This window comes from Bifidobacterium sp. LH_512, assembly GCF_056356435.1.
Map to the genome: position 1 here is coordinate 1 of NZ_JBKEUE010000004.1, position 20,568 is coordinate 20,568.

Sequence of the window (20,568 nt, forward strand, 5' to 3'; positions counted from 1 at the left end):
CCGGTCCCATTCCGAACCCGGAAGCTAAGACCTGGCACGGCGATGGTACTGCACCCGGGAGGGTGTGGGAGAGTAGCACGCCGCCGCATTCATCGTTAGGGGGAGGCCCCGTGGCTCACGCCACGGGGCCTTTCCCGTTACCGGGCTCTTTCCCGGTCCCCGGAAACCGTTCCGGCCGGACCGGCACTGATATGACGGTTCCGGAGGCGGGCTTGTGCCCCTAGCATGCGTGACCGTTTCGGCCCCCTTTTCGGCCACCCATGCTGATGGGCTGTGTCGTCGTTAGCACGTGCGACTCCCTGAGCCTGTTTTATTGTTGGTACTTGATGGATAAGATTGCGACATGCATTATTTCACTCCTAAACGCTGCACTGAGTCAAATAAGATTATGTACCATGACAAGGCACAGGCACTGCAGGGCGCCGAACAAAGCCTGCGCGAACGCGGCGTTGAATTATGGGTGTACCGTTGCGAATACTGCGGCAGTTGGCATCTCACTCACCGTGATCCAGATAGTAGCTACCGTCACGTGCCACTGAATCAACAGCTCAAACCACATTCTCGCAAAAAGGGTTATAAGCCTCGCCGTCGATAGCTATCGTAGGAAGGCAATAGTCGTCACCAAGTAATGCGCAGTTTCTGCACCACTATTAGGCTACAGCCGGCACAATAATCATCATCCCAACACGTGCCGCCTATACAGATTAGCAAGCTTACTAATGCGCATAATAAGACACTTGTATAAATCTAATCGACAAACTAGTCGCTGCCGGCAGACGGTATAACGAGACCCCATAACAGGACGCTTAATCAGCCTTTTTTATTTTGGCGGCGACGATGCCGCATATCAACAAAAGCTTGCGATCCGCGATCGGACAACTGCGACACAACTGCGCCGAACGCTGCTGATAGCGCCGCAAATATCAGCCCCATCAACCACGTATCTTCCCCGCCGTTCTTCGCGCGGCGGCCTGCCGTACCGCGTTTCCACGCGATATCGAATAATTTACCAGCGGCAAGACCAATCAGCGCGGGGACTGCAAATTTGAACATCTTATCGCCCAAAGAATCCGGGTCATTGATGCGCTGCTCACGCATGGCGTCCACCTTTCTATCAATGGCATGAAACATGGCGACGGCGCGGTCGGCCGACGACTCAACTTCATATCCGGTATTGCTTTGAGGAATGCTGCTCATACGAAACATAGTAATAGGTCGCGAGGCAGGGCACCGAACGCGAACGCAACAAACTTAACGAATTCGTTGTAATCATCACAAGAAAACAGCCAAAGTCTACTAAAGTGAGCGATATGATTCAAACGAACCCCGGAAGCAACGAAGCCTCCACCGCAGCAGGCCGACAAGGACGCTTGGTGTTGTTGCGTCATGGACAAACCGTCTGGAGCGAATCCGGACAATACACTGGACGAACGGATATCCCGCTGACTGAAGCGGGAGAAAAACAAGCCATTGAAGCGGGTCTACGCTTACGCGAAACCTTCCCGGACGGATTCGCGCCAGGATGCGTATTCGCAAGCCCGTTACGCCGCGCGCGCCAGACCGCGGCATTAGCAGGCTACGGCGCCCACATGATTTTGGACGGCATTGCGGAATGGGATTACGGTCGTGCAGAAGGCCGCACGCGACGTCAGATCAAGGAAATGAGCGGACTGGATTGGAATGTCTGGTTGCATGGCCCGCAGGCGCTGGATTCGGCCATGGAGGGCGACTGGACGGAAACGTTGCCGTCCGGGGAGGAGATCCCCGTACATAACGGTGCCGGCGAAACCGTACAGGATGTGGCAGAGCGTACGCGCGACGTCATCGAACACGTGTTGCCGCTGCTTAATGAAGGACATGATGTGCTGCTGGTGGCACATGCGCATGTGCTGCGCGTTCTTACCACGCAATGGCTGGGCGTTGATCCGCTGCACGGTCGTCTGTTCCGTCTTGACACTGCGCATTACTGCGTTCTGACACAATATAAAGGCGACAATGTCATCGAGCATTGGAATATGTGAAGCGGCATCCTCAACCAATAATCAACAATCATCAGCGCAAATTTTTTACAAATAAATTATGACAATGCCCGGCGGCCTGCACTGCAGGCCGCCGGGCATTATATTTGCCGTGCTGTATGCGCTGGTATAGCGACGATACATCGCGAAACGCAATGTACGGCGTCATATAGATGATATCGCTATCAGCAGGCAATCCAAACGGAAGCATCCTGCGGCAGCATGCCATCATGCAATTCAACGGATGACAGCAGGATTTCGCCTTGCGGCAGCGACAGATCGGCGGCACCGAAATTCGTGTATGACATAAAAACGCGGCCATCAGACATTGCGCGCGAATACGCGATGACATCGTCACCGGCATCCAGCAGGGTGCAGGTGTGCGCTCCGGTTGCTGTCAGATCGTTTTGACGAATGCGCAACGCTTCGCGATACAGCGACAGCATCGACTGCGGGTCGGCGGATTCAGTGTCGGCGGCGAAATCCTTGTACCAGAGGGGCTGCGGCAAATGCGGGGCGACCGATGGCGTGCCATTAGGCCGTGTGGTCGGGGAGAAGCCGAAGGATGCGCCTTCGCCGAAATTCGCATTCCAAGCGGCAGGCCGCGGCTTATCGGCGGAGCTCCACGGCATTGGCACGCGGCAGCCGTCACGGCCTTTGTCGGTGAAATTGCGCAGCGTATTGAATGGCGTCGGATCCTCAAGTCGATCCCACGGAATGTCGGCGACTTCGAACAAGCCCAATTCCTCGCCTTGGTAGATGTAGACTGAGCCGGGCAGGCCCAGCTCCATCAGTGCGGCGGCGCGAGCACGACGCGTACCAAGCTCGCGATTCTCCACATAGCTGGTGCCGTCGCGCAGCAGCCAATCATGGGCGAGCTGATGATACATCGGCGTTTTCACTTGCGGCAGGCCGTAACGAGACGGACTGCGCGGCACATCATGATTATTCATCACCCACGTCGTGGTCGAATCACCGGTTTCCTCAGCGGACTCCAAGCCTTCGATAATGGCCGTGCGGAATTCATCCGCAAACCAGTTCGCCTTCGCGAATTCAAAATTGAACACCTGTCCCAACTCGGAAGTCGAGGCATACAAATGCTGGTGTTCCGGCACGACCCATGCCTCGCCAACGGCAAAGCGCGGCGGATTGTACTCATTGAAAACCTCGCGCCATTCCTTATAAATCTCATGAACTTCCGGGCGGTCCCACAGTGGGCTGGTGCCGTCATGGCACAAGCCGTTTTGGACCGCGAACGGGTCCATCTGATTGAGCGGCGTGCTTTCAAGGTCCTTTGCCAAACCGTGTGCGACGTCAATGCGGAAGCCGTCTGTGCCGTGATCGCTCCAGAATCGCAGCGTGCGCTTGAACTCCTCATGCACGTCCGGATTCTTCCAGTTCAGATCGGGCTGTTCCTTGGCGAAAATATGCAGATACCATTGGCCGTCTTCGACACGCTGCCATGCGGAGCCGCCAAACAGCGACTGCCAATCATTCGGTGGCAACTCACCGTTTTCACCGCGTCCTTCTCTGAAAATATAACGGTCGCGGGCCGTGGAGCCGCGTCCATCGCGCAAGGCTTGCAAGAACATCTCATGACGGTCGGCCGTGTGATTCGGCACAATGTCAACAATGACCTTGATTCCGGCCGTGTGGGCGGCCTGAGCCATACGATCGAAATCATCCATCGTGCCCAAACGCGGGTCCACATTACGGTAATCGATAACGTCGTAGCCGCCGTCGGCCAGATCGGAGGGATAGAACGGAGACAACCAAATCGCGTCCACGCCCAAGTCTTTGAGATAATCCATTTTTTCGGTGATACCGGCGATATCACCCAGACCGTCGCCATTCACATCCTTGAAACTACGCGGATAGATCTGGTAGACCACCGCCTGCTTCCACCAGTCATCATTGAGATTGTTAGCTGTCATTGATCGTCCTTTCATACTGTGGGTCCTTCATATTGCGGGCGGACGCCGCCATAGGTCGCCCGCCCGCAATATGTGTGCTATGCGCAGCCGTCTATGCGAACATGCCGTGTTTGCCGTTTGTGCAACTTCGCTTCTTCGTCGTTTTCGCCAGAGCTGAATACAGCGAATTCAGCTATTCATAACAGCTGCCAGCGATTTGACGCGAGGAAGCCGGAACACTTCGTCGGTGTGCACAACATGACCGTTTTCATCGGTAAGAGGCATACGCCAATTCGGATATTCCCAGCTCGTGCCCGGTTGATTTTGCGCCCTGCGCTCGCCGACGCCGTCGACCAGCGCGGCCTGGGAGAGTGCGGATGGTGCTTTGCGCAGCATCGCATGCATCGCTTCAACGATCTCCTGAACGTGATGTTCGACATCGTTCGCAGCCTCATCCGTGATATAGCCGCCTTCAAGCAGCAAATCAAGCATCGCCTGGCGTTCTGCGGTGGCGGATGCTCGGAATTCCTCCACCGGGCCATCCAGCAGATGCAACTGTTCGCGTAGCTTCACATGCTCGAACTGCAGATATCCGGCGGTCGGCGGCAAATCATGCGTGGTGACGGATGCCAACGCATACTTGCGATATGTGGACGGATCCGCATACGGATCTCCTGCATTCGGGGAGTCGTCCACGCGGGCAAACCATTCTACAACCGTGCCCAGCACGCCATGATCGGCCAGCACTTTCGACACATATTTCGGAACGGTGCCAAGATCTTCGCCGATCACCAAACCGCCGACACGGGTCGCTTCAATGGTCAGCACTGCCAACATCGCCTCATGGTTGTACATCACGTATGCGCCGCCTCGCGCGCCCTTGCCCTGCGGAATCCACCACAGGCGGAACAGGCCAAGAATATGGTCGATACGGATTGCGCCGGCATGGGAGAACATCGTATGCACCATGTCGCGGTATACGGCGTAGCCGGTAGCCTCAAGATATTTCGGATTAAACGGCGGCTGGCCCCAATCTTGTCCCTGCTGGTTGTAGAAATCCGGTGGGCATCCGACGGTGACCGAACCGACGGCGAAGCGTTCCGGATTCCACCAGGCGTCCACGCCAAGCGAATGTACGCCAACGGCCATGTCCTGCATCAAACCAAGCGCCATGCCGGAATCCTTCGCCGCCTGCTGTGCGGCGACGATCTGCTCGTCGGCGATCCATTGCAGCCAGCGGGTGAATTCAGCCAAATCGGCGTGATCGTGCAGAAGCTGCGCGATTTCCGGCGAGTTGCGGTTCGTATTGAAAATCCACGGATTTGCCTCTTCCCAAGGGGCGCCCCAGACCTCAAACGCCACCGACCATGCAGCGAACGCGTCCAAATCAGGGCCTGCCTGCTGTTTGAAGGCTTCAAACTGTGCCTGGCGTTCCGCGCTGCGCGGCGCGTCGAAAATAATGCGCAGCGCCTGACGTTTCGCTGTCCATGCGGCATTGATATCCAGTGGATTCGGGTCATCGTTCATGGCGGCGACGCTGGTATGCAGCTTGTTCACCGCGTTGAGCTGTTCTGCCGAAAGTTCGTCGTATTCGGGAATATCCTGCGGACGAATATAGGTGGCGTTTAGGAAACGGCGGGATTCCGGCAAGTATGGGGATGGTTCCAGCGGCGGAATCGGCGCGCAAGCATGAATCGGATTGATCAGCATGAAATCAGCGCCGGATTCACGGCCGGCATCCGCTGCGAGGCGCCGCAGATCGCCGTAATCGCCAACACCCCAGGAGTCGGCGGAACGTACCGAATACATTTGCGTCATCCAGCCCCAGCGCTGCTGCTCGGCCACGGCCGGCGGAAGTTCAATGCGGGCGGGCGCGCACAGAATAGTCGCATCCGCATCGCGTGTATTGCCCTCGGCGTCGGTGGCGGTGACATGCAGGGTGTGGTAGCCCATTGGCAGATCATCGGGAAGATTCAGCGTCGTGACGTCGTCGCTTTCGTCCGATACGGTGATGCAATTTGTCAGATCGCCGGCATATTCGTTGCCGTCTTCCAAGGTGATTGACATAGTGACAGCGGCGCCGTGTGCGCGGATTGGCGTTTCGCTGGGGGCTCCAATGAATTTGACAATGGTTGGTGGCACCACAGTATCGTCGATGGCCTGCAGCGTGGCGGCATAGGAACATTCGATGGCCTTGTCGCTGGAAGCGTCCACGCCAAGTGCGGCCAGAACAGAGACCAGCACTTCGTCTTCGATTTCAACATAGGCGCCCAGCTGATCGAAATACGATGTGGAGATGCCGTTTGCTTTGGCGAGGCGAATCAGAGGGCGAGCCAGACGCTCGGGGCGCTCTTGGATGGTGGTGGAGTCTGGAACGTCATTCGTTGCCATAGGTGTCTCCTTGTGTTCGTTTCTTGAAATTCCTTGCGGACGAGATATTGGATCTTGGTATTAGGTTTGCAATGGTGTCTCGTGGTATTGCCCTCGTTAGCGTTATTGGAGTGACATACATTGCTTTTTGTAATGATATATCAAAATGACATCGTTTGCAAAAATGTGGAAGTCGGAGTTTTGCTTGTTGGAGTGAGAAACCTTCGGGACAGCGTTTTCGTGGAATGATTTCTGAATAGTGCTGAATCGCAGTGGGGTATATATACAGAGTGTCAAGCTCGAGTGGCTCGGGTTGTTTTTCGCTGTGCAGCATAGAGGGAGTCTGAGTCGCGAAGCAATAACTGTGTTCCTGCGATTTCGTGAGGTTTTTCCAAGGCTCTGCCTTCGATAAGGGCCAGAGTCTTAGTCGCTGCGCATGCGCCCATGGAATAAGGATTTTGTCGAGTGGTCGTCAAATCCATGATGTCGGTGTAAGGGCTGTCGTCAAATCCGATAATGGAATAATCTGCAGGGGGCGTGGAGGCCATAGCGTGCTAGCTTCACCATGAGAGGGATCGCGATTGAGTCTGTTTGACAGCAGATTGCGTCTGGGAGCTTTTCGTCCGAAAGAAGGCTGGGAAAAGCCTCATTTGCGGAATTTTTGCCTCGGGAAGTGGTAAGAACCCGCCAAGTAAGGGCATTTTTCTTTGTCCTTGCGTTTTCGCATGCCCGTAGAAACCCCTGTGTTCGTGTGTCAATGCTGGCGTCCATGGGTGCGGTTGGCGTGGAACAAATATAAACAAAATCGTGATGTTTAAGATTGATTAAATGTTGCGTTGCTCGTTGCATTGTTTCTCCGTCGTTAATGCTGATCGACGCGTCAAAAGCTTTGGCAGAGGGGACGTTGATTCCAACAATCGGAACATGCGCGCGTTTGAGTTGTTTAACTTCTGAAGGCTCGATAGCAAAGGAACAGACGACAACGGCATCGACATTACGTCGCACTGGAAGATTGGCGAAAAAATCTCGCCGGTTTCTGGCGGTGTCGATGTTCTGGAACAGCGAAATATCGTAGCCGGCTGGATGAAAGACAGATTCAAGACCTGCTACTACCTGATTGTTGAACCAGCTGGTTATATTTTCGTTCATCAGGAGTGCGATGCGATACGTTTGCCCTGATTTCAGTGCTGCGGCGGAACGGGAAATATTGAAATCAAGCCTATCTGCTGCATCCATTACTTTTTGTCGAGTTTTCTGCGATACCAATTCTGGGTGGGTAAATGCACGGGAAACCGTGGAAACAGAGACGCCAGCCAATTCGGCGACTTCGTGGATTCCGGTTCTCTCCATTGGAGACTTCTTGTAGATCTATATGTGCTGAGGCCGGCAGGTTGCCGTTTCCTTGCGCGTGATAGCGGATCTGTTTTGCCATCGTTGGCTAGAAGTGAAATTGTCAGCAAATGCATGCGTAGTGAACGATAGTGATATCGATTGCAGCGCATGTTTGTCAATATAATGCTTTTGCAAATGAGGTTAAATCACTTGCGTGCGTTCTCGTCGTTCTGCGTCAAAGTTTAGCGCGACAGATTATTCTTCGAAATTTTGATTTGCTTGGCGTTTGAAAAATCGGTGAGATACCGCTATGGCGCAGCGTATCGAACGGTGTTGGGGCTGTGATAGTTTAATTTTCCGTTTTTGGGGATTGGGGGAGCATTTCTTGTGGTTGATTCGTCGGATATGTCATAGTTGGGATTGATTTATGGGGGTGCTGTTCCGCAATTTAAGACACAAGGGTTTCGCTGGTTGCGTTCGTTTGCATTTGTGTATATTCTAAATACTGTTCTAATCATTTGCATTCGTTTGCAAAAGAGAAGGTGATTTGAACACGGCGCGACGGAGTGCCGCACCGGTAGCACGCAGAAGTGCTTTAGAAAGGAATAATAATATGAGAAGGACTCAAAAAGCTATTGCTATAACGTCGGCGGCAGTCATGTTGCTGGGTGTGGCGGCGTGCGGCGGTGGCGACCAGACCGCGGCGGACGACGAACAAATTGTCATCAAGATCCAGAGCTTCTCGGGAGGCTTCCATTTCGATGACGGTGAAGGTGGTGTCGGCCTTTACTCTGAGTATGAGAAAGCGCACCCGAACGTTAAGATTGAAGAAACTGCAGTAGCTTCTTCTGATGATGCGCGATCTGCTTTCAATACGGCAATCGCATCGGGCACCAATGCTTTTGATATTTACCAGGCTGACGTTGCCTGGATGCCTTCTGTTACCGCTATGCCGGATAAGTTTGTGGATCTGGAACCGTACGCGGGAGATGACGATTGGCTTGACTGGAAGCAGGCGGACGCTACTTCTGCAGATGGTAAGTTGGTAGGTGCAGGATTGGACATTGGCCCGACTGCACTATGCTACCGTTCTGATTTGTTCGAAAAGGCTGGACTGCCGACGGACCGCACTGAGGTCGCGGAAATGCTTGGCGGAGACAACGCTGATTGGGAAACCTATTTTAATGTTGGCCAGCAGTATTACGAGAAGACTGGCTTGCCTTGGTACGATTCCATGGGCGGTATGTGGGGCGTGATGAAGGCCCAGATTGAAGAAGCATATGAAACCCGCGATGGCGAAATCGTTGCAACGTCGGACTCCATGAAGGAAAAGTTCTTCCAGCTTACGGATACCACCGACATGTCTTCTCACATCACTAACTGGACTGATGACTGGCATGCGGACTTCAGTGCTGACGATGGCTTTGCGACCACGTTGTGCCCGGCTTGGCTGCAGGGAACGATTGAAGCTGATGCCGGCGCAGATTTCACCGGATGGGATGTTGCTGATGTGGTGCCTGGTGGCGGCGCCAATCAGGGTGGCTCCTTCTTGGTCGTTCCTGAAAGCTCTCCGGTGAAGGAAGAAGCAGCTAAGTTGGCTGCTTGGCTCGCTGCCCCGGAGCAGCAGCTCAAGGCTTTCACTGTTCGTGGACAGTTCCCGAGCTCTGTCAAGGCAGCGTCTGATTCTTCTTTGACGACTGCTACCAACGACTATCTCAATGATGCCCCGACGGGTGAGATCTTCTCGAACCGCGCAAAGGCCATTACCGTTGCCCCGTATCGCGGTGCCCGCTACTACGATATCGACACCAAGTTCACTGACGCTCTGAACCGAGTCGATGTTACGCAGGAACAGACTCCTGAAGAGGCTTGGGACCAGTACGTCGATGATGTAAAGGCCCTGTCTTAGTGGCTAGAAGCTGAATCTGTGCGGGGTGGAATCGAATTTTTCGTCCCGCACAGGTTCAGATGTCATTCTTGCAATTTTCGTCATCGCAGACGTTTTGCAACAGCGCCTGCTTGGGAAGGACAAAACAATGTCAGCACGCACATCTTCGCCAAGTGCCGGACGTAACGGAGTTTCCGTGCCTGGAACGTGGCGTAATCGTTTGGGGCAATTTGAGTGGAAAGCTTCGCCGTATTTGTATATTGCCCCGTTTTTCATCTTATTTGCTTTAGTGGGCTTGTTCCCGCTGTTTTACACTTTGTGGATTGCCATGCGTCAGTACAATACGCTGACTGGCGATTCCGGTTGGGCTGTTTGCGGTGCTGTATGCAATGACGACACAGCATCATGGTACGCCAATTTTTCTTGGGTACTGCATCAAGATTCATTCTGGTATGCACTACGCAATTCGTTTTCCATTTTCATTCTGAGCTCTGTCCCTCAAATTATGCTCGCGCTGTGGATTGCGTGGATGCTCAATGCAAATTTGAAGGCTAAAACTTTCTGGCGCATGGGCGTATTGCTGCCTTACGTGATTGCTCCGTCTGCTGCAGGTATCATTTTCTCCCAGATTTTCTCTGATAACATGGGCGCGGTAAACGTTCTGTTGCAGTCTATCGGTATGGAACCAATCATGTGGCACAGCAGCCCATTTTGGGCGCACATCGCAATTGCCACCATCGTGAATTTCCGTTGGACTGGTTACAACACCCTGATTATTCTAGCCGCGATGCAAGCGATTCCTCAGGATGTGATTGAAGCAGCTGTTATTGACGGTGCGGGGCAATGGCGAATTTTCCGTTCTGTGGTGTTGCCCATGCTGCGTCCGACGCTGATTTTCGTGATTATTACATCGACCATCGGTGGTCTGCAGATCTTTGACGAGGCCCAGATGTTCCATAACGGTACTTCAGGTTACGGCGGTCCGAACCACCAGTACCTGACCCTATCGATGTATTTGTGGACGTTGGGCTTCAACAATGTAACCGTGGGACAGCCCAATATGGGTCGTGCGGCTGCTGTGGCTTGTTTACTGTTCGTTATTATCGTCGCGTTGGCAGTCGTGAACTTCTTGTTGACGAATCGAATGGCTTCTGGCGGCATGTCCAAGGTCAGTAAGGAAGTACTGGCAGAACGTGCGGCACGAGCTGAAGCAGAACGCCAGCAGGCTATTCGCACTGGTGTCGAGGGACGTCGTCGTTTGAACGCGTCTGCCATAGGTAATGCGGCTGCCGTGGGCGCCGTGGAAGGAGCTAATTAGTCATGACTGCTCAACGGCTTCAAAAAAATGATCAGCTTACCGACGAAAAAAAGAAAGAATACGGCGTTCAAACCCTGGAACAGGCATATGGTAAAGGCGTTGCCCGTGCTGCTGCGCGTAAGCGCAAGAAGTTGGGAATAACGTCAGAAGGGCGTCACGCTGGCGTGGGAACGTACTGTGCCTTGGGTGTGATTTTGCTGATTTTTCTTTTCCCTCTGTACTATGCGGTTTCCATTGCATCGCAGTCCAGTACGTCTAATCAGTATGGCGTTGCCGCTCTGAAATTCGATAGCGGTTTGTGGAGTAACTTACTTGACGCATTCACCGCCATCGACTTTTGGACGTCGCTGCGTGGAAGCTTGTTTGTCTCGTTGGCGACATCTGTTTCTACGGTATTCTTCAGCGTGTTGGCAGGCTATTCTTTCGCGAAGTTACGTTTCCGTGGTAGGAATGTGCTGCTTACCATTGTTGTCGGCACGATGACTATTCCGCAGCAGTTGAGCGTTATCCCACTTTATGTTCTTGCTAATAAAACGGGGCTTTATGGCTCTTTGTGGGCCGTTATCATCCCTTCATTAATTAGTGCGTTTGGCGTATTTTGGATGACGCAGTACTTGCAAGATGCTCTGCCTTACGAATTGATCGAGGCGGCTCGTGTAGACGGTGCTTCTATGTTCCGCACATTCATATCCGTAGGTGTCCCAGCTGCCCGGCCGGCAGCAGCTATGCTGTTTATTTTCACTTTTATCGGACAGTGGACCAACTACTTCTGGCCGATGCTGGTGTTGGGATCTAATAAGAATGCGACGCTGACGTTGTCTGCTGCCACCTTGAAGGGTATGTATTTCACTGATTACACGTTGGTGATGTCCGGTGTGATTCTCACGACGATGCCGTTGTTGATCATCTTCTTCTTTGCTGGCAAGCAGCTGGTTTCCGGTATTATGGCTGGCGCTGTGAAGGGATGATTACAATGTCTCGACATTTTCCTGAGAATTTCTTGTTTGGGGCTGCGACGGCTGCATATCAGATTGAAGGCGCCTGGAACGAAGATGGCAAGTCTCCGTCGATTTGGGATCGTTTCTGCCGCAGAAAAGGTGTGATTTCTGATGGAACTGATGGCACTGTCGTTTGTGACCATTACCATCGTTATGTCGACGATATCGCTCAGATTGATGCGATGGGGTTAGACGCATACCGATTCTCTGCAGCTTGGTCTCGCGTCCTTCCTGATGGAACTGGTCCGGTGAACCAGAAAGGTTTGGACTTTTACGACAGGCTGGTTGACGGGCTTCTGAGCAGAGGTGTAGAACCAGTTATTACGCTATATCACTGGGATTTGCCTTTGGCGTTGGCTGATCGTGGCGGTTGGCTCAATCGTGAATCTGCTGATTGGTTCGCGCAGTATGCACAAGTCATGGCTGAAACGCTTGGCGATCGTGTCCGCTACTGGACAACATTTAATGAGCCATGGTGCTCGGCTTTCTTGGGATATGGTACAGGAGATCATGCGCCAGGTATCAAAGATCCGGCTGCCGCACTGCAAGCTGCGCATCATTTGAGTCTGGCTCATGGTCGAGGAGTACAAGCATTGCGTGCTGCGCTTCCAGCTGAGGCGCAGGTATCTGTGGTGCTCAACTTGGCTACTCCGTATCCGGCTTCTGATTCGCAGATGGACAAGCAGGCGACTCACCGTCGTAAGGTGGTTGCTAACGATATCTTTCTTGCGCCAATGCTGGAAGGAACATACCCTGACGAGTTAAAGCGACTCACTTCTGATTTTACTGATTGGTCTTTTGTCCATGATGGAGATCTTGAAACAATCCATCAGCCGCTGGATAGTCTGGGAGTGAACTATTACTCGTCCCCTGCGGTGGCGTACCGTCAAGGTCCTCGTGATAAATCGGTGGATGAAGGAGCTGTGCCCGGTACTGGGGATACGGTGGATGTTGACAAGCATTTACCGGTCAGTGATATGGGATGGCCGATTACTCCTGATGGTTTGACAACATTGTTGCTTGAGCTGTCTGAGCGCTTCCCGGGGCTTAAGCTCATGGTTACGGAGAACGGTATCGCACTTAAAGACAAGCTTGAGAACACGAATGGTTCTCTAGCTGTGCATGATCAGACAAGGATCGACTATTTAGCCGCGCATATCGAGGCTGTCGGTAAGGCAATGGACGCCGGCGCTCCTGTTGTGGGTTACTTCGTCTGGAGTCTGATGGACAACTTCGAATGGGCTTTTGGCATGAGCAAACGTTTTGGTTTGCTGTATGTGGATTACGAGACGAAGCAGCGTATCTGGAAGGATTCCGCTTACTGGTATCAGAAGGTTGCTTCATCTCATATCGTGTCATAGCCGGTAAGTTGTGACATAGCAATATAACTTGAGCGTCATTCAGAAAAGGGTGATGCTCAAGTTGTATTTGAAGCATGCCGCTGAATGAGATTGGTCGGAGTTGACGAATTTTTGGCGCATGCGTTTGAGTAAACACTAACTGAGAAAGAACATGAAATGCGTGTAGAGAACCCTATACTTGCAGGTTTCCATCCAGACCCTTCCCTTATTCGCGTAGGAAATGAGTATTACATTGCTTCGTCAACTTTTGAATGGTATCCAGGAGTTCGGTTGCATCGGTCAACTGATCTGAAACATTGGATACCTGTACCGGGAGCTCTACGGACACGAGATCTGCTTGATATGCGAGGCATCCCTTCCTCGGCAGGTATCTGGGCTCCGGATTTATCGTACGCTGATGGTCGTTTTTGGCTTGTGTTCACTGTCGTCCGACAGCCGAATAATCCATTCAAGGACGTGACGAATTATTTGACTTGGGCTGATTCAATTGAAGGGCCATGGTCCTCTCCAATTCGTCTGAACGGAGTGGGCTTTGATCCGAGCTTGTTCCACGATGATGACGGTCGTAAGTATTTGGTGCAGCAAACTTGGGATCATCGTGAATGGCATCATGCCTTTAACGGAATTACTTTGACTGAATTAGATAACGTCACGTTCAAGCCTAAGAAGAACACCGCTCGCATTATATGGCGTGGTGATGATACGGGGTATATCGAAGGCCCTCATTTGTACAAGATTAATGGACGATATTACCTGTTTGTGGCACAAGGTGGTACGGGATATTCTCATCAGGAAGCGGTGGCTCGATCAGAGACATTGGACGAGCTTTCGTTTGAAGGAATGCCCGATAACCCTCTCATTACTAATATCGATACGCCACGTTTTGGCTTGCAAAAGCAAGGGCATGGGTCGTTGACAAATACTCCTGATGGGCGTTGGTACTACGCGTCATTATGCGCTAGGCCATGGCATCATCCGGAGGAGTCTCGGGTCGACCCACGTGGTTGGTCTTCTCTAGGCCGTGAAACTTCGTTGCAAGAAATTGTTTGGGATGAAGATGGTTGGCCTAAAGTAGTAGGCGGTCGCGCGGGATGTCTGGTGATTGATGTGCCTGATGTGCATTGTGCTTTTAGTGATGGGGCAGCGGTGCCTGAGGAATGCGGTTGTTCCTTGGACACAAGTTGTTTAAGGCATCAGCATGATGATTTTGAATCAGAAGTATTAGATAATGAGTGGAATACGTTGCGCGTTCCTTTTGATGAGGGGATGGGACAAGTTGGGAGTGGACGTCTGATATTGCGCGGTCAGGGGTCTCTCCGAGATACCTTCGAGCTGTCTTTAGTCGCCCGTCGTTGGCAGGCTTACTATTTTGATGCACAGACGAAAATCAAGTTTGTCCCGGACACGTATCAGGCGATGGCGGGCCTTACAAATTATTACAATGATCAGTGCTGGTCATGGGCATACATTACCTATGACGAAAAGAGAAAGTGTCGCGTAATTGATGTGGCGCAGTGTGATCATGGGGCCTCTCGGACATTTCTTCGTGATCAAGCTGTCGAGATACCAGATGATATGGAGTGGGTATGGCTGCGTACTCGTGTACGTTGCCATTGTTATGAATATGACTATTCCTTTGACGGTGCATCATGGAAGACATTACCAGTGACGTTGGATGCAAAATTGCTAACTGACGAATATGCTCCAGCTGGCAGCTGTGGATTCTTCACTGGGGCATTTGTTGGTATGGCCGCGGTGGACTATTCTGGTTACGAAGAACCGGCTGTCTTTGACCATTTTGATTATCGCGAGCTTGACGCTGATTGATTGCATTGTGTAACAGTGATGTCTGAATAAGAATTGTGGAGGGAAGGGTAATCCCTTCCCTCCCGCTTTGCGGACTTTAGCTTTCTGCTGAGGGGGCGTATGTGCATGGCTTAGTGGTGCTGGCTCGCATAATTAGTTGGGGACGGAACGTTACGAACCTTTGTTCAGGCTCGTTGCCGTTAATCAGATCAAGCGTGATATTAGCGGCCGTTTGAGCCATAGCAACTGGATCTTGTCGAATGGTCGTCAGCTGGGCATCTTCTGCATAAAAACTGTCATCGTAGCCGATGACTGATATATCGTTGGGAATATCGAATCCACTGCGTTGCAGCAAAAACATCAATGGCAGTGCTATGCTATCCTCTTGACACACAACGGCTGTTGGCATTGATGGTGATATCGTAAGTTGCGCAACGGCGTCAGCTACTCGCGATTCGTTTTCTTCAATGCTGATGATGTGAGGCTCAATGCCCTCTTCATGGCAGCAATCCAAAAAAGAGCGGAAACGGACGTCAACGCTGAAGCGTAAGGAACCACCGCTGGTTTTTCGAATATAAGCGATATTGCGGTGTCCAAGTGAGACAAGGTGTCGAACGGCCATTCTTGCGCCTTGAAAATCATCGATGTTGACGGAGGCGGAGAATCCTTGACAAGTTGACGGTAGCACTGAATTGATACCGATAATTGGCACATCTATTGTTGCGAGCTGTTGTGTCTCTGCTTCATCGACATCGAAAGAGACCACGATTACAGCATCGGCATTGCGAAGTACCGGTAGTGTGGTGAAGAATTCACGTCGCTCATCTATGCTGGAAATTTGGAAAATCGAGATGTCATACCCCTGCTGGTGAAAGATTTGATTTAATCCTTCAATGACAGAGGCGCTGAACCATAAACGAATGTGATTGCTTATTAATAAGGCGATGCGCAGAGCCTTTCCGGACTTGAGTGCGACTGCAGATCGAGAGAGGGAAAAATTTAGCTCATTGGCAATTTTCAGCACTTTTTCTCTTGTTTTGTTAGATACGAGTTCCGGCCGAGTGAATGAGCGGGATACTGTCGATGGGGATACGCCGGCTTCTTTGGCGATATCTTGAATATTAGTAATCATCAAGTCCTGTCTCTACATAGGTCAAATAAAGTAGGTTTTCTTGCTGCTGGACTACGAAAAGCACACAAATGCCAGCATCTACGAAAACCGACAGCGGAATCATCCTTTGACTGCGCTTCATTAGGTCAAGCAGATTGACATCTTAACACTTCGCCAGTCTATCATTGAACGGGGGGGGGGACGGTCTCTTTTTAGAAGAAATTTGAGATATTTGGCTTTACGCCTCTCTATGAGGCGATGCTAGTACGTAGGCGAGTGGATGTGGGGAAATTTACGTGTTGGAGTGTCGGAATAACTTGATTTATGTTTCACCTGCAGAACGCGGTAGACATAGTGATTACATGCAATGGTTGTGCCCGAAGTCTTGCGCAAAAGCGGTCTGGCCCGTTGCCGGGCCGGTTTCAGTCGGTTGTCTGCATGGTGTCACCGAGTCGGGACATGTCCAGGTAGCGGCGGCTCGACCAATCGTTGGCGGTGACGTATCGGATCCTGGCGCAGACGAGCATGAGCGCGCTCCTGCCGTCGGGGAAGCTGCCGACGACCCTGGTGCGTCGGCGGATCTCCCTGTTGAGGCGTTCGATCATGTTGTTCGTGCGGATCCGCCGCCGGTGCTCCGGGGGATACTCGTCGAGCAGATAGGTCGTGGTCTCGCCGATACCTTCCCTCAGGCAGGAGGCCGCCGCTTTCAGTCTCCTGGACTCCATCTCGCGGGCGACCTCCTCGGCCTTGGCGAGGGCGGACGCGCGTGATTCCATGGCGAAGATCGCCTTGAGCGCGGCGGACGCCCATTCGCGGTGGGTGGGCGGCACCTTGGAGAGCACGTTGCGCATGAAGTGGACCATGCACCGCTGGTATCTGGCCTGCGGCAGCATCTCGCCGACGGTGGCGACGAGCCCGGCGCACCTGTCGCTGACCACGAGCCTGACGCCCTTCAGGCCGCGCTCGATCATGGACCGTATGAACTGCTCCCAGCTGGCCTTGTCCTCCTTCATGCCCTCGGCCACGCCGATGACCTCCCGGTGGCCCGTGTCGTCCACGCCGATGGCGACCAGCACGCTCACGTTCTCGACCGACCCGCCCCATGAGCGCTTGTGCCACACACCGTCCATGAACACGTACGGGTACTCGCCCCCAAGCGGCCGGTTGCGCCATTCGTCGATCTGGTCGTACACCTTCCTGAGCTTGTCGGAAAGCGTCTGCGAGGGCATCCGCTCGCCCCACAGCAGCTGACTGATGTCGTCCACGCGGCGCGTGCTGACGCCGGCCAGATACATGTCGATCAACGACTCCTCGACGCTCTGCTCCCGCCGCCGGTAGCGTTCGATCACCGCCGACTCGAACAGGGCGCCCTTGAGCTTGGGCACCTTGAGTCCGAGCCTGCCGGCCTTGACGGTGAACCTGCGCGCGTAGTGGCAGGCCCGGTACGCCTTGCGTCCATCGCTTCTCTCGTATCTGGCGGCGTTGGCGATTAGGTCGGCCTCCTCGTCGAGCATCGCGTTGACGATCTGCTCGACCTTGTCGCGCACCATGGCGTCGAGCTTGGTCTCGAACATGGCCTGGTCGAACTGTATGATTTCCTTGGACATGGCCCGTGCCTCTTTCCAATCGCGGTTTTCCTGTGTTAGCGACTGAAAATCGTACCCGGTGCGGGCCATGTCCATATCCGGGAAGCCCGAATCACAAAGTGCGCAAAAACCGGGCCTTATCACTGCAATGAAGGAATATATCATGGCGAGTAATGGCAGCACCTCATCTCCCTTCGCGCAATATGTAAAGAATGCTCGGCCAACGATGCCGGCAGCGGTCACCATTCAAGGCGACCACTGGCGGATCGGCATCCTCACCGAATCGCTGATTCGACTTGAATGGTCCGACAGCGGCGAATTTGAAGACAATCCGACGCAAATCGTTGTCAATCGCACATTCGACGATGCGGAAACGCCACAATTCACCACATCTGAACGCGATGGCTTGCTCGTCGTCGATACGCCGTATCTGCATCTGACCTATGATCGCAAGCCTTTCAGCAAGGAAGGCCTGAGCATCGTCGTCAAAGGCGTCAGCTCGTCCCAGTTCAACACATGGCATTACGGCGACGAAGCAAAGGGTAATCTGAAGGGCACCGCCCGTACGCTCGACGAAGCCGATGGTGCGATTCCGCTGGGTGATGGCGTTATTTCCCGCGACGGATGGGCTGTCATTGACGATTCCGCGTCCAACGTGATTGTCATGAAGGACAGCATCAAGGGTAAGAAGAATCCATTCGGTGCGTGGATCAGCCCGCGCGGCCATGCTGAAACCGACCTGTATTTCTTCGGTTACGGCCACCGTTACATCGAGGCCGTGCAAGACTTCTATAAGCTGGCCGGTCCGACGCCGCTGCTGCCGCGCTATACGCTCGGCAACTGGTGGAGCCGCTACTACCGCTACCGTCAGGACGAATATCTGCAGCTGATGGACCGTTTCAAGAAGGAAGGCATCCCTTTCAGCACATCTGTCATTGACATGGACTGGCATCGTGTCGACGACGTCGATCCGAAGTATGGTTCCGGGTGGACCGGTTATACGTGGAATGGCGAACTGTTCCCCGATCATGTGCAATTCCTGAATGACCTGCATAAGAAGGGTCTTAAAACCACGTTGAACGTGCATCCGCGTGACGGCGTGCGCGCATTCGAGGACGCCTATCCGAAGGCTGCGAAGCGCGTCGGCATCGATCCGGCCGGCGGAGATACGGTCGAGTTCGACCTGACCAATCCGGATTTCGTCGACGCATACTTCGACATGCATCATGACATGGAGGACGAAGGCGTCGATTTCTGGTGGATCGACTGGCAGCAGGGCGGCGTCACCCGTCAGCCGGGTCTTGACCCGTTATGGGCGTTGAATCATATGCATTATCTTGATTCCGGTCGTGATGGTCGGTGGCCCCTGACTTTCTCGCGTTATGCCGGACCGGGGTCGCACCGTTACCCGGTCGGCTTCTCCGGTGATACCGTGATCACTTGGGAGTCGCTGGCATTCCAACCATATTTCACTTCCACCGCGTCGAATATCGGTTACGGCTGGTGGAGCCATGACATCGGCGGACACATGTTCGGCTACCGTGATGAAGAGTTGGAGGCGCGCTGGTATCAGCTGGGCGCGTTCAGCCCAATCAACCGCCTGCACTCCAGCTGCTCGCCGTTCTCCGGCAAGGAACCGTGGAATTTCAATGCGACCACGCGAGAATCAATGGTGCAGTCCCTGCGTCTGCGCCACATGATGCTGCCGTACTTGTACACGATGAATTACCGTGCCGCCGAAGAAGGCCTTCCGCTGGTCGAACCGATGTATTGGCAGGCGCCGGATAACGGCAGCGCCTACGATGTGCCGGACGAATTTCGCTTCGGCACGGAGCTGATTGTTTCGCCGATTGTCTCCGCAAACGACAAGGCCGTGCAGCGCGGCCGCGCCGACGTGTGGCTGCCGCAAGGCGAATGGTTCGATTTCTTCAACGGCCGTCGCTATGTGTCTACGCCTGCTGCCGGTCGTCGCCTTGAAGTATGGCGCTCGCTGGATACGATGCCGGTATTCGCCAAGGCCGGTGCGATCGTGCCGCTGCAGGAGCTGGCCGACGGGGAAGCGGTGAACGATATCGCCAATCCGCGCGCGCTGCGCGTGCTGGCCTTCCCGGGCGCCGACGGATCCTTCGTAATGCGCGAGGATTGCGGCACGTTGGGCGCTGCCACTGCGGATACTGAAATGTCGCTGGTTTGGAGTGACGCTGCTGGCGCTACGACATTCGAAGTCTCCGCCGTGCGCGGCGACGTCGCCGCTGTGCCTGAACGCCGCGATTGGACCATGGTGTTCCGCGGCGTGGCTGCCGTTTCGGATGCTGCCGCTGTGCAGACGACGGTTGACGGACAGGCTGTGCCGTGCGAAGTGTCATACGACGAAGACACGTTGTCACTGTCGGTGACGCTGCATGATGTTGCCGTGGCGTCTGTTGTGCGAATCGCAGTGCCTGCAGGATTGACGATTGCTGAAAATCCTGTTGTGAAAGATGCGACTGACCTGCTGTTGCATGCTGAAATGCTGTATATGACCAAGGAGGCTGCGCTGAACGCGGTGCGCGAATTGGGCGTGGCGGCGATTGGCACATTCCGCACGATGGAACGCCCTGCACGCGACGAGCATGATTTCTTCATCGGATCGATGCCCCAAACCGTTGCCGGCGCGCTGTCTGAAATTCTGCTGCGTAGCTGATTGGAGTTGGTGTAGTCAATGTAGTCGTCGTTGATTAAGGCCGCTATGGTGATACGCCGTAGCGGCCTTTTGTTGTATGTGGTGTTGTGTCGGTGCTGGTGCAATACGCTCACAAAACTTGAGTGAAGATTTATCAAGTTTCAGGGAATAAAAATTTGCTTTTGGAAGTTGAGTGGTGTAGGCT

General features: G+C 53.5%; 13 protein-coding genes, 1 rRNA gene and 1 pseudogene. 9 read left to right on the plus strand and 6 right to left on the minus strand.

The genetic code is table 11. From position 1 onward, the window contains the following. Positions 1–89 (plus strand): 5S ribosomal RNA (gene rrf / locus AC1AWD_RS07655); the annotation flags it as partial. 254 nt (positions 90–343) lie between these two features. Next, a complete protein-coding gene (locus AC1AWD_RS07660) occupies positions 344–595 on the plus strand; it encodes a hypothetical protein (RefSeq protein ID WP_476565280.1) in 252 nt (83 codons plus the stop codon). A 215-nt stretch (positions 596–810) separates the two neighbouring features. On the opposite strand, the gene AC1AWD_RS07665 is transcribed toward AC1AWD_RS07660, so the two are convergent. Continuing rightward, positions 811–1,197 (minus strand): DUF4235 domain-containing protein, encoded by a 387-nt coding sequence (locus AC1AWD_RS07665; RefSeq protein ID WP_476565281.1) that lies wholly within the window; start codon positions 1,195–1,197, stop codon positions 811–813. 113 nt (positions 1,198–1,310) lie between these two features. Between AC1AWD_RS07665 and AC1AWD_RS07670 the strand changes: the two genes are divergently transcribed. Beyond that, the gene (locus AC1AWD_RS07670; protein ID WP_476565283.1) at positions 1,311–2,021 is read left to right on the plus strand and encodes a histidine phosphatase family protein; all 711 of its coding nucleotides are present in this window, start codon (positions 1,311–1,313) and stop codon (positions 2,019–2,021) included. Positions 2,022–2,203: 182 nt separating this feature from the next. On the opposite strand, the gene AC1AWD_RS07675 is transcribed toward AC1AWD_RS07670, so the two are convergent. From AC1AWD_RS07675 to AC1AWD_RS07685, 3 genes and pseudogenes are all read right to left on the minus strand, one after another. Then, positions 2,204–3,952, minus strand: a complete 1,749-nt coding sequence (locus AC1AWD_RS07675; RefSeq protein WP_476565285.1) for a glycoside hydrolase family 13 protein — start codon at positions 3,950–3,952, stop codon at positions 2,204–2,206. A 168-nt stretch (positions 3,953–4,120) separates the two neighbouring features. After that, complete coding sequence (malQ, locus tag AC1AWD_RS07680; RefSeq protein ID WP_476565287.1) at positions 4,121–6,322, minus strand: 4-alpha-glucanotransferase; 2,202 nt, start codon at positions 6,320–6,322, stop codon at positions 4,121–4,123. Between the two features lie 272 nt (positions 6,323–6,594). Beyond that, positions 6,595–7,651, minus strand: a pseudogene (locus AC1AWD_RS07685) (LacI family DNA-binding transcriptional regulator). Positions 7,652–8,246: 595 nt separating this feature from the next. On the opposite strand from AC1AWD_RS07685, the gene AC1AWD_RS07690 reads away from it, so the two are divergent. From AC1AWD_RS07690 to AC1AWD_RS07710, 5 genes are all read left to right on the plus strand, one after another. Then, positions 8,247–9,542 (plus strand): ABC transporter substrate-binding protein, encoded by a 1,296-nt coding sequence (locus AC1AWD_RS07690; protein WP_476565289.1) that lies wholly within the window; start codon positions 8,247–8,249, stop codon positions 9,540–9,542. A gap of 25 nt (positions 9,543–9,567) precedes the next feature. Continuing rightward, positions 9,568–10,839, plus strand: coding sequence for a carbohydrate ABC transporter permease (locus AC1AWD_RS07695; RefSeq protein WP_476565291.1), 1,272 nt, complete (start codon positions 9,568–9,570; stop codon positions 10,837–10,839). Between the two features lie 2 nt (positions 10,840–10,841). Further along, positions 10,842–11,807 (plus strand): carbohydrate ABC transporter permease, encoded by a 966-nt coding sequence (locus tag AC1AWD_RS07700; protein ID WP_476565293.1) that lies wholly within the window; start codon positions 10,842–10,844, stop codon positions 11,805–11,807. Then, a complete protein-coding gene (locus AC1AWD_RS07705) occupies positions 11,804–13,198 on the plus strand; it encodes a GH1 family beta-glucosidase (RefSeq protein WP_476565295.1) in 1,395 nt (464 codons plus the stop codon). Before AC1AWD_RS07700 ends, AC1AWD_RS07705 begins: the two co-directional genes overlap by 4 nt. Positions 13,199–13,354: 156 nt before the next feature. Further along, positions 13,355–15,025: a glycoside hydrolase family 43 protein gene (locus tag AC1AWD_RS07710; protein WP_476565297.1), complete on the plus strand. Its 1,671-nt coding sequence runs from the start codon at positions 13,355–13,357 to the stop codon at positions 15,023–15,025. A gap of 76 nt (positions 15,026–15,101) precedes the next feature. Here the strand turns inward: AC1AWD_RS07710 and AC1AWD_RS07715 are convergent, their stop codons facing one another. Both AC1AWD_RS07715 and AC1AWD_RS07720 read right to left on the minus strand, forming a co-directional pair. Beyond that, a complete protein-coding gene (locus AC1AWD_RS07715) occupies positions 15,102–16,136 on the minus strand; it encodes a LacI family DNA-binding transcriptional regulator (RefSeq protein WP_476565299.1) in 1,035 nt (344 codons plus the stop codon). A 401-nt stretch (positions 16,137–16,537) separates the two neighbouring features. Continuing rightward, a complete protein-coding gene (locus AC1AWD_RS07720) occupies positions 16,538–17,722 on the minus strand; it encodes an IS256 family transposase (RefSeq protein ID WP_476565301.1) in 1,185 nt (394 codons plus the stop codon). A 142-nt stretch (positions 17,723–17,864) separates the two neighbouring features. On the opposite strand from AC1AWD_RS07720, the gene AC1AWD_RS07725 reads away from it, so the two are divergent. Next, entirely contained in the window at positions 17,865–20,384 is a 2,520-nt protein-coding gene (locus AC1AWD_RS07725) for a glycoside hydrolase family 31 protein (RefSeq protein ID WP_476565303.1), read from the plus strand. Positions 20,385–20,568 lie beyond the last annotated feature (184 nt).

Coding starts and splice junctions, on each gene's coding strand:
- AC1AWD_RS07660 (WP_476565280.1), top strand. CDS start 344: ATGCATTATTTCACTCCTAAACGCTGCACTGAGTCAAATAAGATTATG.
- AC1AWD_RS07665 (WP_476565281.1), bottom strand. CDS start 1,197: ATGAGCAGCATTCCTCAAAGCAATACCGGATATGAAGTTGAGTCGTCG.
- AC1AWD_RS07670 (WP_476565283.1), top strand. CDS start 1,311: ATGATTCAAACGAACCCCGGAAGCAACGAAGCCTCCACCGCAGCAGGC.
- AC1AWD_RS07675 (WP_476565285.1), bottom strand. CDS start 3,952: ATGACAGCTAACAATCTCAATGATGACTGGTGGAAGCAGGCGGTGGTC.
- malQ (WP_476565287.1), bottom strand. CDS start 6,322: ATGGCAACGAATGACGTTCCAGACTCCACCACCATCCAAGAGCGCCCC.
- AC1AWD_RS07690 (WP_476565289.1), top strand. CDS start 8,247: ATGAGAAGGACTCAAAAAGCTATTGCTATAACGTCGGCGGCAGTCATG.
- AC1AWD_RS07700 (WP_476565293.1), top strand. CDS start 10,842: ATGACTGCTCAACGGCTTCAAAAAAATGATCAGCTTACCGACGAAAAA.
- AC1AWD_RS07705 (WP_476565295.1), top strand. CDS start 11,804: ATGATTACAATGTCTCGACATTTTCCTGAGAATTTCTTGTTTGGGGCT.
- AC1AWD_RS07710 (WP_476565297.1), top strand. CDS start 13,355: ATGCGTGTAGAGAACCCTATACTTGCAGGTTTCCATCCAGACCCTTCC.
- AC1AWD_RS07715 (WP_476565299.1), bottom strand. CDS start 16,136: ATGATTACTAATATTCAAGATATCGCCAAAGAAGCCGGCGTATCCCCA.
- AC1AWD_RS07720 (WP_476565301.1), bottom strand. CDS start 17,722: ATGTCCAAGGAAATCATACAGTTCGACCAGGCCATGTTCGAGACCAAG.
- AC1AWD_RS07725 (WP_476565303.1), top strand. CDS start 17,865: ATGGCGAGTAATGGCAGCACCTCATCTCCCTTCGCGCAATATGTAAAG.